General features: G+C 64.7%; 6 protein-coding genes and 1 pseudogene. 1 reads left to right on the forward strand and 6 read right to left on the reverse strand.

From position 1 onward, the window contains the following. Window positions 1-273 precede the first annotated feature (273 nt). Entirely contained in the window at window positions 274-498 is a 225-nt protein-coding gene (locus tag LDN95_RS22010; RefSeq protein ID WP_226019673.1) for a hypothetical protein, read from the reverse strand. A gap of 272 nt (window positions 499-770) precedes the next feature. Here LDN95_RS22010 and LDN95_RS22015 point away from each other — a divergent pair, with 272 nt between their 5' ends. Continuing rightward, entirely contained in the window at window positions 771-7505 is a 6735-nt protein-coding gene (locus LDN95_RS22015) for a hypothetical protein (protein ID WP_226019674.1), read from the forward strand. A 112-nt stretch (window positions 7506-7617) separates the two neighbouring features. Here LDN95_RS22015 and LDN95_RS22020 read toward each other — a convergent pair whose 3' ends face one another. The 5 genes and pseudogenes from LDN95_RS22020 to LDN95_RS22040 all read right to left on the reverse strand — a co-directional run. Then, window positions 7618-9024 (reverse strand): HlyD family type I secretion periplasmic adaptor subunit, encoded by a 1407-nt coding sequence (locus LDN95_RS22020; RefSeq protein WP_226019675.1) that lies wholly within the window; start codon window positions 9022-9024, stop codon window positions 7618-7620. Further along, window positions 9021-11234: a type I secretion system permease/ATPase gene (locus LDN95_RS22025; protein ID WP_226019676.1), complete on the reverse strand. Its 2214-nt coding sequence runs from the start codon at window positions 11232-11234 to the stop codon at window positions 9021-9023. Before LDN95_RS22025 ends, LDN95_RS22020 begins: the two co-directional genes overlap by 4 nt. Beyond that, window positions 11231-13000, reverse strand: coding sequence for a TolC family protein (locus LDN95_RS22030; RefSeq protein WP_226019677.1), 1770 nt, complete (start codon window positions 12998-13000; stop codon window positions 11231-11233). The genes LDN95_RS22025 and LDN95_RS22030 overlap by 4 nt, the downstream gene beginning before the upstream one ends. Then, window positions 12997-13521 carry a hypothetical protein gene (locus LDN95_RS22035; RefSeq protein WP_226019678.1) on the reverse strand — a complete coding sequence of 175 codons (525 nt, stop codon included), beginning with the start codon at window positions 13519-13521 and terminating at the stop codon, window positions 12997-12999. Before LDN95_RS22035 ends, LDN95_RS22030 begins: the two co-directional genes overlap by 4 nt. A 249-nt stretch (window positions 13522-13770) precedes the next feature. Then, window positions 13771-13876: pseudogene (locus LDN95_RS22040) on the reverse strand (IS5/IS1182 family transposase); the annotation flags it as partial.

A 13876-nucleotide genomic window follows, 5' to 3' on the forward strand; every position in this document is an offset into this window, starting at 1 on the left:
CCCGCACCTTCCCGCATATGCTTGCGGCGAGCGGTATCAGTCCAGGGCATGTGCTTCCTCCATCGTCTCGACAACGACGCTGAATCACAACCTACTGATATCGCTCAACCACTTTTCGCTCGGGCTCTTAGAGCCGATTGCGGGGCAATTTGACATTTCTTGCGCTTGAGGCGCGACTGAAATCGCATGATAATCACGAATCTCCACCGCACAATGGATCACCGCAAGGTGGGCAGGTAAGGTCGTTGCTGTCCGCATCGATTTACCGGGCCATCAATTGTTCAATTCAGCAACGACTTGAACCGGCCAAGATATGGCGATTGTCATATGCATGGCCGTCACAATCGCGACTTGCCGTGCCAGGTCGCCAACATCACAGATGCCATCGGTAATCCATCCGGAATGCAACTCCGTCCGTTGGCAGATGCTGGATGAAAAACTGTCACAAAGCTCAACGATGCGGTCAAGGTGCGATAGCGCACATAAACTTGTTGTCATAAATATGACCATGCGGTTTGGCCCGCCCTAGTCAATTGAGTAGGCATGATATTCGTCAATCGGTTCTCAAATTTGCCTTTTTTTCGCGATGTTTAATCTTGCGAATCGGTAAAACTCCGTAGTAGCTTTATTGCGATTAACGATTTTCAATAGTTGTTTTCGATATCCGGAATATTCGTTCCCGATTTTGAATGATTTAGCTCCGCCCCAAGTCGAAAATGCCTGGGTGGGCCGTGTGCGCGCGATTTGAATTTTGCGAGGGGTGGGTAATCATGAGCTCTATTTCCGTTCAGGGTACCAATGGCGCCAATGGGGCGAACAGCGTAACAGCTGGCGTTGCCGGTGGTGCGGGCGTTGCAGGGCAGGCTGCAACCGCCGCAACCGCGACCCCGACCGACGCTTCCAATATTGCCACCGCCATCGGCGGTAATGGGGGTGTCGGCGGCAAAGGTGCTTCGATCCCCGCATCTGCGGGCACGGCGGCGGGTGCGGGCGGCGCAGGGGGCGCCACCTCGGCCACGGCGACCACGGGTGTGGCTGGACCGGCAAACGCGAAAGTGAAGTCGGTTGGCGGCAACGGTGGCGCCGCAGGTCTGCAAGGCGTTGGTACGTCAGTCGGCGCAGGGGCGAGCGGCGGTGTTGGCGGTGCCTCCACCGGGGCGGCGTCTGCGGCCAACACCGGAACTTCGGGTGATCCCGTAACCGCCGCCGCCACCGTCACTGGCGGTAATGGTGGAGCTGGCGTTGGTGCCGGGTTCGCAGGTGGTGCAGGCGGTGTCGCCAGCGGGGCCAAAGCATCGGCGACGACGGCTGGCAATGGCGCGGTCTCTGCCAATGTGTTCCAGACCGGCGGCAATGGCGGTGCAGCGACGAGCGGCGCGACCGGCGGTGCGGGCGCATCGTCGGCATTGACCAATGCGGTTTCCGGCAAGACCAGCGGCGGCACCATGAACCTTGTCGAACAGGCGACTGGTGGCAATGGCGGTTCGGCCAAGGGAGGGGGCAAAGGTGGTGCTGCTGGTACTGCGAGCGCCAGCCTGACAGTTGACGATACGGTCAGTTCGACCACCAGCGCCAGCGTACGGGCGCGCTCGTTGGCGCAAGGCGGCATCGGCGGCAGCAGCGATACCGCGGCGGCGGCAGCCGGCGGCACGGCAACCGCAGCCACGAGCGTGAAGGGCGCATTTGAAATCAATGGCGCCAGCGCGGTTGCCTATGGCGGTGTCGGTGGCTCGGCGACGGTCAAGGGCTCAGGCGCGGCTGGTGGTGCGGCAACGGCGAGCAGCGCCGCGCAAACGACCGATACCGCCCGTTCCAACGCTTACGCGTCCGCTCTCGGCAAGGGTGGCGACGGTGGCGCAGGCGCTGGCGTTGGTGCAACTGGCGGCGCGGGCGGTGTCGCCAGCGGGATCAAGGCCAGTGTCGTCAATGCCGGGGCGGGTTACAGCTCGGCCGGAGCATATCAGTACGGTGGCAATGGCGGTAACGGAGCGGCCGGGGCGACCGGTGGTGCGGGCGCCAGTTCCTCGTTGACCAACGCGGTCAGCGGCAGCACGAACGGCGGCAGTCTCGATCTGTATCAGCTTGCCTATGCCGGTGATGGCGGGCTGGCGGCCGGCGGCGGCGCTGGCGGTGCGGCCGGTGCAGCCACATCATCGCTGACATTCGATGACACCAAGAACGTGACCTCCAGTAATGTCCTGACAGGCGAAGCTGACGCCTATGGTGGCGCAGGTGGCGGGTCCGATACCGGCGTGACCGCCGCTGGCGGTGCGGCAAATGCATCCGTGGCGCTGACCGGATCGAAGGGTGCCATTGTGGGGCCCAACGGCGGCGTTTATGTCGATGGCGAAGCCTTTGCAGTGGGCGGTGCTGGCGGCGGAGCGCTTGTTACCCGCAACGGCGGCTTGCCGACAAACGGCGCAGCCGGTGGCACGGCAACAGCCAAGTCGACAGTCACTTCGGCCGGTTCCGCTTATGCCTACGCATACGGCAACGGCGGCCAAGGCGGCATTGGCAGTGGGGCGGGCCAGACCGGTGGCGCAGGCGGGGTCGCATCGAGCGTTACCGCCACCGCGACTGGTTATACTGATGCAAATGCCATCGTCAGGCAGAGCGGCGGCAACGGTGGTGCGGGCTACAACGGCGCCGCTGGTGGTGCAGGTGCCAGTTCCACCGCCAACAACGCTGTCAGTGGCAGCAGCAATGGCGGATACTTGTACCTTGATCAGGCCGCGACTGGCGGCAACGGCGGCTATTCGGATACGGGCGCGGCAGGGGCTGCAGGTGCGGCGAGTTCCTCGTTGACATTTGACGGCAGCACTGGCGCAACGCCTGCGACCTATCTTTCGGGCGTTGTGCGGGCAACGGGTGGAACAGGTGGATCGACCGATACCGGAACCACCAACGTTGGCGGTAGTGCGATTTCCACGATCGCACTGAAAGGCTCCGGCAGTCTCGGCGCCACCGCGCTGGCCTATGGCGGAAGCGGCGGCTCAGTAACCGGCGGCAACGGCAATACCAGCTACAATCCACTTCCTTCAGAGGGTAACGGCGCGGCCGGTGGGGCTGCCACGGCAACATCGTCCGCGACGACGGCAATCGGTAGCGGCAATGTGGCCAGCGCGAGCGCGACCAGCTTCGGCGGCGGTGGCGGAACCGGGTATGGCGCGGGGAACAGCGGTGGCGCAGGTGGTCTGGCCAGCGGCACGACGGCTTCGGCCACGATTACCGGCGTGCCCGTCAGCCCCGGATATGGTGTTGCGTCCGCCAGCGCCAGCCAATCCGGCGGTTCCGGTGGTTGGGGCTATGACGGCGCCGACGGTGGCGCTGGCGCATGGTCATCGCTGACCAATGCCGTGACCGGGGTAACCAACGGATCGACCGTAAGCCTGTCGCAGTCAGCCAACGGCGGCAGCGGCGGGTACAGTTCGGACGGTACGGCTGGTATTGCGGGCTATGGCAGCAGTTCGCTTGCGTTTGACGATACCAAGTCGGCCACCGCCAGCGGGCTGGTGTCTGCCAATGTCAACGCCAACGGTGGCGCTGGCGGTGGCACGAACGTCGGCTCGGCCACGGCAGGCGGCCTTGCAGCCTCGTCTGGGGTGCTGACTGGAGCCAATTCACTGACTCTGAACGTCAACAGTTATGGCGGCGGTGGCGGATCTGGTGGTCTGTTTGCCAATGGCGCCAGCGGGGGCACGGCATCGGCATCGGGCAAGGCCACTACGACGACGGCAGGCACCTATGCCCCAACCAACGTCTCGGTGTTTGCGCGCGGCGGCAACGGTGGTTCGGGCAGTGGAGCAGGCATGCACGCTGGCTCAGGCGCTGCTGGCACGATCACCGCGGCATCCGCAATCACCGCTGGCAACAACAGCGCCTCGGCAAGGGCGACCCAGTACGGCGGTTCGGGCGGTACGGGCTATTCCGGTGCAACCGGCGGTGCCGGTGCCGCATCGAGCATCAACAACGTCGTCACTGGCCGCACCAATGGCGGCAATCTGTCGCTGTTTCAGACGGCGGTTGGCGGCAATGGCGGTTTCACGACGTCGGGCAGCGGAGCGGGTGGCGCGGCAGGCGCGGCCACTTCGGTGTTCGCTTTCGATGATACCGCATCAACCACCAAGAGCGTGGATGTCAGCGGACGGTCATGGGCCGACGGCGGCGAAGGCGGCGGAGCGGCGACCGGGATTGCCGGCAATGGCGCTGCGGCAACGGCGTCGCTGGCGCTGACCGGCACCGGCACCATCGGCTACAACAGCGGATCGCAGGCTTATGCCTTCGGCGGCGGCGGGGGTACAAGCCAGGGCGGTTACGATGCCAATGGCAATCCGGTGGCCGGAGTAGCGGGCACCGGTGGCGGTGCCACCGCCAAGAACGTCTCGATCACGACCAGCCTGACCGCTGGCGCGACCGCCACCGCCAATGCCTATGGCGGCTATGGCGGGTACAATGCCAGCACTGCCGGAACCGGCGGTACCGGTGGCGCCGCCAATGCCACTTCGGCACAGGCCAAGACGGGCGGATCGGGTTCGGCCAATGCCTATGCGCAAGCCATCGGCGGTACCGGCGGATGGAGTAACGGCAATGGCGGGGCAGGCGGTGCGGCCAACATCACGACGGCCAATGCAATAACGGCGGGTGCGGGCTCGGCTACCGCCTCTGCTGGTCAATATGGCGGTGATGGCGGCGGCGCGCAATCGACCGGTACCGGCGGCGCAGGTGCCGGTACCAAGCTGACCAACGCCGTCTCCGGCAGCACCAAAGGTGGCACTTTGTCACTTGGCCAGTTTGCCAGCGGTGGTAACGGTGGCTACTCCGTTGGGGGCACCGCTGGTGCAGCGGGTTCCGCCAATTCGGTCTTGACGTTCGATGATACCGCGAACGCCACCACCAGCAAGGTCTTGTACACCAGTTCAAGCGCGGGTGCCGGTAGTGGCGGGTCGACATCGACCGGCACGGCTACGGCTGGCGGCGCTGTCGCGGCTTCCAATACCACCATCGGCGGTGACGCCCTTGTGTCTGCTCGGGCGGATTCGTATGGTGGTACAGGTGGCTCAAAAGCGATTGGCAGCGGCGCAGCGGGTGGTGCTGCGACGGCGCAGTCCTCGGCAACCAATGCGGCGACGTCGACGGCATCGGTCAGTTCCCAGGCCACTGCATCGGGCGGTCGCGGCGGTGATGCTTACTACGGCGGATCGACCGCCGGTGCGGGCGGACAAGCCAGTGGTACGAGTGCTTCGGGCGTGGGCGGTACGGGCACCACTTCCGTCAGCGTCTATCAGCAGGGCGGTTACGGCGGGACTGGCTTTTCCGGCGCCAATGGCGGCGCCGGGGCCAAGTCGTCTTTGACCAACGCCGTCAGCGGCAGGACAAATGGCGGTTTTCTGGAGTTGGACCAGACGGCTTTTGGGGGTCGCGGTGGCTTCAGTGAAACCGCTACCGGCGGTGCCGGTGGAGCGGCCAGTTCAACATTGACTTTTGACGACACCGCTAACACGTCCTCCAGCAAACAGCTCAGTGGCTTTGCCGATGCCTATGGCGGCAATGCCGGCGAGAGTGGCGCAGGAGCTGCCGGTGTTGCGGGCGCGGCAAATGCGGCGGTCGCAGTGACCGGTAAGCAGAACGTCACTGCGCAGGCTTATGTCAATGGTGGTAATGGCGCGGCGGGCAGCACCAGCAACTCGGCGGGCGGTATCGCGGCCGCGACCGCTTCGGCCGTCTCGACCAATACGGGAAGCGGAATCGGTGTCGTCGCGCGCGTTGATACCTTTGGCGGCGGCGGCGGATCGGGTCGGTTTTTCGGCTATTACAACAGTACAGGCGCGGCAGGAAATGGTGCTTCGGTCAGTGGCTCATCGGCAAAGGCCATCAACGCGGGTAGCGGCTCCGCCATCGCCAAGGTGGTGCAATACGGCGGCAGTGGTGGTTCATCCAGCAATGGGCTTGCCGCAGGCAATGGCGGCAATTCGACGCTGACCAATGCCGTGTCCGGAAGTACCAATGGTGGCGCCCTGTACCTCGATCAGTGGGCCTATGGCGGCGCTGGCGGCAACTCCACTTATGCCACGAATCCCACTCTGGGCGCCGCTACTGGCGGACAGGGCGGTGCGGCCAGTTCGCAACTGACCTTTGACGATACGCTCAATGCCAACAAGTCGGCCCAGATCACGGCGTCGATATGGGCTTTGGGGGGCAACGGCGGATTCGGCACGAACTCTGCGAATGGCGCAGGTGGTGCGGCGAACGCTGGCAGCACGATCAAGGGCACCAACATTGCGCTGACCGTCCGGGCAACTGGCGGCAGCGCGGTGGCCACCAATGGCATTGCCGCAGGCGGCGCGGCCGTGGCCAACGGTGTGGCAAACGCCTCGAACACCGCAGAAAGCCGGGTCAACGCGGATGGTGGTCTTGGTACCAGCAGTAGCGGCAATGCATCGGCCACAGTTACCGGGCTGCGCGGTGTTGCCCAAGCGACGGCAACGGCCACACAGGGCAAGGGCTTCCTTGTCCGGACGTTGTCCGGTTTCACCTCGGTGCAGTTGTCCAGCAACGGCTCGGCGCTCGACAGTGCGACCGACGTGTCCATCGCCCAGTATGGCGTCACCGCTGCTGCGTTCAATTCGACCGCGCAAGGCGTGGCTTTCATCACCGGGGCGCCGGTTGCCACTGACATTGGCAACATCTTCGTCGCCAACTCAAACATCGCCAAGGCGTTCGGATCGGCATCGTCGTACTTCGCCATTGCCGAACTGGGCGGGCGCTACACCAGCGCAGGAACCGGCACCGAAACCGTCAACACGTCAGTCAGTCTGCAGGTCGATCTCAACCAGTTGGCGGTGAAACAGAACCTGCTGATCGGTCTGTACGGGGGCAAGCTCGTCGGAACGGGGGTGACCGGAGTGACCCTGACGATCTCGGCCAATGGTGCGACGCTGTTGTCCCAGTCGTTCGCGACCGGGGCTGCGGCAGTGGCCTATTTCACCAACGATGCCATCAACCTCGGCTCGCTCACGTCCGCACTGTTCACCGGCAACGGCAATATCGCCAACCTGACGGTCAACCTCACGGTCAGCACCAATTCGGCTGGCTCCGGGTTCTACGGCAGCGTGCTCATCGGTGATCCGCCAAAGACGATCACCGGCACCGCCAAGGCCAGCACGCTGGACGGCAGCGCGGGCAACACGGTGGTGCGCGCCGGGTCTGCCGGTGACACGCTGATTGGTGGCAAGGGCGATACGCTGGTCGGCGGCGCTGGTGCGGACACCTTCGTGTTCCACGCCAAGTTCGGCGAGGAAACGCTCTATGACTTCGCCAGTGGCGCTGGCGCCGGTCATGATACGCTGCAATTCGACAAGAGCGTGTTCGCCGACTGGGCCCACTTGCTGGGGGCCACCAAGCAGGTCGGCACCGATCTTCAGATCACGCTCGATCCAACCGATGTGCTGACGCTGAAGAATGTGGCGCTGACCAGCTTCACCCAAAGCAACGCGCACTTCGTCTGACCTGTCAGACGAACTCCAAGGAAGAAAGGGAGCGGGCCGGGATGCAGAGCAGCATTCCGGCCCGGTTCTGTTTGGTCTGTGCTTGCCGCCGGTCACCCGGCTGGATGAAGGCTCAATGTTCGCGCGCGGCCCGCTTGATCGTGGTCATGACTGGGCTGATCAACCAGGAAATGATCCGCCGGTCGCCCGTGCGGATGTCGGCAACCACGTCCATACCCGCAGATAGCGGCACCGGCTGGCCATCGACCATGATCGCGTTGCGATCGAGCTGGATGCGCGCGACATAGCCAGCGCCCTGTTTCTGGTCGGGCACCGCATCACGCGTGACTGACAGCACCCGGCCAGGGATCGCGCCGAAGCGGATGAACGGGAACGCATCGACCTTCACCGACACCGACTGGCCGCTGTGGACAAACCCGGCATCGCGGTTGAGCACGCGCGCTTCGACCATGATGTCGTTGCGGTCGGGCACGATCACCATCAGCGGTCTGGCCGGTTCGACAACGCCGCCGATGGTGTGCAGCGCCAGTTGCTGGACGGTGCCGTCGACCGGAGCCACCAGACGTTGCAGCCCGGCGCGCCGCGTTGCCTTGGTCACGTCCTCACGCTTTTGAACGAGGTCAGCCTGTGCCTTGGCAAGGTCGGTCAGCGCCTGACGGCGCGCCTGTTCGCGGGTCTGGGCCATAGCCTCAGCGTACTTGCGCGCTTCGGAGGCGCCATGCCGCTCTTGCGCGGCGGCTACCTCGCGGTCGCCAAGTTCCGACAGGTGCTGGCGTTGCAGGTCCAGCAGTCTCATGCCGGGGGCATAGCCAAGGCGGTCCAGCCGGTTCATTGCCGCAACCTCGCGTTCCAGGATCGGCGCGGTGGCATCGAACTTGGCGCGCGTCGCCGCGGCCGCCTGCGCCTCTGCCTGTGCAGAGCCGCGCGCCGCTGCGTACCCAGCCACGGCGTTGTCGATTTCGTGGACTTGCGCTGCGACAAGTGCCTCGCGCGTTGCGGCGATTTCAGGCGGAGTTCCTTCCGGACGGACGAAGTGCAGACCCTTGCCATCGAGCGCGTCGATCAGCGCGCGGTTGCCGGCAATGTCCAGTTCGGTCGCCAGCAAGCCTTTGCGCGCCTGCTCCAGTTCCGCTCCGGCCAGCGTCGTGTCCAGTTCGACCAGCACCGCACCGCGCCTGACATGGGCGCCGTCGGTGACATGGATCGCCGACACGACCCCATAGGCGGCAGACTGGATCAGCTTGCTGTTGCCCGATGGCATGATCCGACCGGGCGCTGACGCCACCACATCGACCCGACCGAACACGCTCCAGATCAGCGCCACCGCCAGCAAGGCCATCAGCAGCCACGCGGTCAGGCGATAGGTTGGCGAGACCGGCGTTTCGACCACTTCCAGTGCGGCGGGCAGGAAGTCCGGCGCATCGCTCTTGGGCAGGGATGCCTGCCGCTGGCGGTCGGCCTTTAGCGCCGCGCGAACCGAACGGACGCGCTCGGCCAGCCATTCCACCGCAAGGCTCATGCTGTGACTCCCCCGCTGCCCGCCTGGCCGATCCCCATCTGCCGCCGGTGCAGATCGTGATAGCGCCCGTTGGCGGCCAGCAATTCCGTATGACTGCCCGCCTCCACGATCTTGCCGCGTTCGAGCGTGACGATCGTGTCGCACCCGCGCACGGCCGACAAGCGGTGCGCGATGATGATCACCGTGCGCCCGGCCGAGATCGCACTCAGGTTGGCTTGAATGATCTCCTCGCTTTCGGCGTCGAGCGCGCTGGTCGCCTCGTCAAGGATGAGGATGCGCGGCTGGGTGATCAGCGCGCGGGCGATGGCCAGTCGTTGTCGCTGCCCTCCCGAAAGGTTGGTGCCCCGTTCCTCTACTTGCGCATCGTAGCCACCAGGCAAACGCAGGATGAAGTCGTGCGCGCCCGCCAGTTGCGCGGCCCGGATCACGGCATCGAGCGGCAGCGCCGGATCGGACAGCGCGATGTTGTCGCGGATCGAGCGGTTGAACAGCAGATTTTCCTGCAGGACCACGCCGATCTGGCGCCGCAGCCATGCTGGGTCGATCTGCGCGATGTCGACGCCGTCTACCGTGATCCGCCCGGCTTGTGGCAAGTAAAGCCGCTGCAACAGCTTGGTCAGCGTCGATTTGCCCGACCCCGAAGGACCGACAATGCCAAGCGATGTGCCCGCCGGGATGGTCAGGTCGATGCCGTCGAGCGTCCAGGGCCCTTCCAGCCCATAGCGGAAGCGCAGATCGGTGAACGCGATCTCGCCGCGAATGGCGGGCAAGGCGGTGCGGCTGCCGGCTCCAGCCTCGATCGGCTGGTTCAGCACATCGCCCAGCCGCGCGATCGATATCCGCACTTGCTGAAATTCCTGCCACAACTGCGCCATCCGGATCACCGGACCCGATACGCGCTGGGCGAACATGTTGAACGCCACCATCCCGCCCACCGTCAGGCTGTGGGCAATCACCGCTTTCGCCCCGAAATAGAGGATGGCGGCCATGTTCAGCTTGGAAATCAACTGGATCAACTGGCTGCCGGTATTGCCAAGGTTGATCACCCTTTGGCTCGCCTGCGAATAGCCCGCCAATTGGCGTTCCCAGCGGTGCTGCCACTGCACTTCGACCGCGCTGGCCTTGACGGTGTCGATGCCGGAAATGCTTTCGACCAGCAGCGCATTGTTGGCCGCCGCGCGCTCGAACTTTTCCTCTACCCGCGTGCGCAAAGGCCCCGTGATAAGCAGCGCAACCACGAAATAGGCCGGCAGCGTGATCACCGTGATCAGGAACAGCTTGGTGGAATAGAACCACATCATGATCAGGAACAGGATCGTGAACGCCGGATCGACCAGCACCGTCAGAGACGCGTTGGTGAGGAATTCGCGGATTGTTTCCAACTGGCGGACCCGCACCGCAATGTCGCCGACGCGGCGGTTCTCGAAATAGGCAAGCGGCAGGCCAAGCAGGTGGCGATACAGCTTCGCGCCCAGCTCCACGTCGATCTTCTGGCTGGTTTCCGAATAGAGCCGGGTGCGCAGCCATCCGAACGCCGTTTCCCAAAGCGATACGGCGACAAACCCGATCGTCAGCACCGACAGCGTATCGAGCGTTTCATGGACCAGCACTTTGTCGACCACGTTCTGGAAGAACAGCGGCGCGGCCAATCCAAGCAGATTGATCGCCAGCGTGATCAGCAGCACTTCGCCGATCAGCCGCCGATAACGGATGATCTGCGGCACGAACCAACTGACATCGAAACGCTGGGCTGCCCCGGACAGCGCGCTTTCACGCGTGGTCACCAGGATAAGTTCGCCCGACCAGATCGCCTCCAACTGCTCGCGGTTCAGCTTGCGAACCTGCAGCCCCGCGGTGCCGGGTTCTGGCCGAGCCAATTGGACCAGCGCTTCATCGCCTTCGACCCGTCCGATCAGGAACCAGCCCTCCGGTCCGTTGGCAAGAGCCGGTAGCGGGGTGCGCGCCAGTCGCTCGAACCGGCTGTCGACGATGCGGGCGCGCACGTCGGTATAGCGCCGTGCCAGCCGCACCAGATCGCGTCCGCTGGCCGCGTCCGAGTGGCCCAGATCGTGGCGCAACTGGGCCGGGTCTGCCGCAATGCGGTGAATGGCAAGCATCGCCGCCAGCGCGATCGGGCCGCTGGTCAGACTTACGCCATCGGGCGATGATGGTGTATTCCGGGCCGCGGACGCAGGATTGGCAGCGGTCATCGGCGTTGGTCCATTTGCCCGGATTGTGGGATGCCGCTGGTTCCGGGGCGCGGCACGGACGGCGAATGGGTGGCAATCGGCATCGCGGCGGGCTCGTGTTCGGCGGTGGGGGCGACAATGGCCGCAGGACCATGACCGATCGCTGGCTGGGCCAGCGTGCCTGTTGCCGTGTTCGCCGTGTTCACGCCATCAACCGCTCGCACGATGCCATCCCACGGTAGCGCATTTCGCTCGGCTGCACGGACAAAGTTGTCGGCGGGAGCATACAGTCCCGAACCGGTCATCAACTGGCGCGCCTCCATCTGCCCGGTCTGGCGCAGCAGCGTCGCCTGCGCGACATAGAGATCGCGGCGGTTGTCGATCAGCAGGATTTCAGTATCGCGGCGGGTGGCGTGGGCATAGAGCACATCGAAGGTGGAGCGCAGTCCGGCGCGGTATTCGGCGAACGAGCCTTCATCGAACACGCGCGCGGATTCGGACTGCGCGACGCCGACCGTGACATTGCGCCCGAGCGTCGCGACCGCGTTCCACGCCGCGACGATGCCTGCGACCACCCGCCGCCGCGCGGATTCTATGCCCAGCCGCGCGGCTGAATTGCGATCTTCGGCCTGCGCTATCTGCGACGACACGCGGCCCCCGGTGGTCAAGGGAATGGTCAGCACCGCCTGGCCCTGAAACACCTGATCATCGTTGCGGCTGTAGAACGGCACGGCCTTGCCGGTGAGCGTCGCACTTGCCCCCAGCGAAAGCGTAGGGGACCGCGCCGCCCGCGCAGCGGCGATCTGCGCACGCGATTGCCGCTCACTTGCGATGGCGGCCGACAGTTCGGGGTTCAGCCGGTCGGCGTTGTCGAACGCATCGTTCAGCGTTTCGGGCAGCATCGGTAAAGGTGGAGGCGGCGCCAGCACGCCGGGGTCATGGCCGACCAGCAGGGCAAACCGCGCCCGGTCCTGCTCCTGCTGCTGAACTGTGGCGTTAAAGGCGGCCTGCACGAGTTGGAGCTGCGTTTCGGCCTGCGCGATATCGGTGCGGGTCAGCTCCCCGGCATCCTTGCGTGCCTTGACTTCGGCCAGCATCGCCTGAAGTTGCGCAAGGTTGTCGGCGTAAAGGCGCAGTACCGCACCATCGCGGCGGACATCGGCATAGGCCGTGATGACTGCCAGCAACAGATCGCCTTCAGCGCCGCGCAATTCCTCGCGGCCTGCCCCGGTAAGGGCCAGCGCAGCTTCGCGATCAGCCGCAGCGCGCCCGCCGGTCAACAGTGGCTGGGTGACACTGGCGGTTGCGGCCAGCGAATTGTCGGTCAGGATCGATGATCGCGTAAAGGGCCGGTTCGCCTGGCTCGTGCGGCCGAACACGGACTGCGAATAGTTGCCAACCACCTGAATGCTGGCGCTGGGCCGCAGTTCGGCAAGGGCTTGCGCATAGTTTTCATCGAGCGCCTGCAATTGATAACGCTGCGCCTGCAAGGTCGGAGCCGTGCGATAGGCGCTGTCGAGCGCCTGCGCCAATGTCTCGGTCGGCTCGGGCTCCGGTTCCGCAGTCTGCTGCTTCATCGTGAACCCGTCGCGCAATTCGCTGATCAGCCGGCATGACGAGCGCGGGGTTCCGGCGCACTTGACGGCCAGTGGGTCGCGCGCCGGGGCATCGAGCAGGGACCGAGGCGTTGCGCCGGGGCGATGTGCGGCCAATGCCGACGTTCCGCCAACGATGACCAGCAGGGCAGGAACCAGCCATGCACCGATGGCATGTGTCGCGCGTATCATGGTGCCCGGACGTGGCCTTCAAGCCCGCAGCCGTACGCCTGCGCCCAGTCGCGCGCCTGCACAAGACCTGCTTGCCGGAACGTCCTTGGCTTTGCGCCAGCGCGCGGCGCGATCTCCACGACCGCCGCCTGCCCGACAACGTCGAAGGGTATCCAGACCAGGCCGGCTGAGGGATTGGCCATGCCGCCAGCATCGAGTGGCGCGCCCGATGCGATCAGGCGCGGCAGATCATCCCGGCTTGCCCGCACGGCGCCACCATCGACCTTGTACATTGCATCGCCAACGTTCCAGCGTTCGGGGAAGCGGTAGGACACCGCCGCGCCCTGAACCTGCATCCTGCCATCGCGCGAATGGACCTGACAGGCCGTGCGACCGGTGAACGTGTCCTTGGCTATGTCGATCTGCCAGACCGCGAAACGCTTGCGGTAGTGCTGCACACGCGGCGGTCTCCCCGCAGGCAGCTTGGCTGCCGGAGCCGACATCAGCGAGGCTCCGGCAAGGATGGACAGGAAAATGGCCACCAAGGTCTAGTCCATCGACCCGCAAACAACGCGCATGCTGCAAATCTTCCTCAACCGGAAAACGCAAGGCGTGCCTGCATTCGGCACCCCGGCGTGGAGCAATCTGGCGCGACCCGAAGGTTGTTGTTTCGTCTATGACAGTTAAGTAACGATTCCCAATACCATAGCCCGTTTCATGTTTCACACAAGTCCAAGCGCGGACGCATTTTGGCTCGGGCCGCGTTTTTAAGAGCCCGATTCAAAAGTCTGTCATGCGGCTGAAAGTCGCGCAATTCTGCGGGTTAGCATCCGGATAGAAGCGATATTCGCCCACGCGGTCGAGCTCTCGATGGAGCGTTCCCAGTCTTTGGCGAGG

It is taken from the genome of Novosphingobium sp. FKTRR1, from assembly GCF_020404405.1.
Classification (GTDB): Bacteria; Pseudomonadota; Alphaproteobacteria; order Sphingomonadales; family Sphingomonadaceae; genus Novosphingobium.

Bases quoted from the DNA above. Each gene is read 5' to 3' on its own strand.
- LDN95_RS22020 (WP_226019675.1), bottom strand. From the start codon at position 9,024: ATGAGCCTTGCGGTGGAATGGCTGGCCGAGCGCGTCCGTTCGGTTCGC.
- LDN95_RS22010 (WP_226019673.1), bottom strand. From the start codon at position 498: ATGACAACAAGTTTATGTGCGCTATCGCACCTTGACCGCATCGTTGAG.
- LDN95_RS22015 (WP_226019674.1), top strand. From the start codon at position 771: ATGAGCTCTATTTCCGTTCAGGGTACCAATGGCGCCAATGGGGCGAAC.
- LDN95_RS22030 (WP_226019677.1), bottom strand. From the start codon at position 13,000: ATGATACGCGCGACACATGCCATCGGTGCATGGCTGGTTCCTGCCCTG.
- LDN95_RS22025 (WP_226019676.1), bottom strand. From the start codon at position 11,234: ATGACCGCTGCCAATCCTGCGTCCGCGGCCCGGAATACACCATCATCG.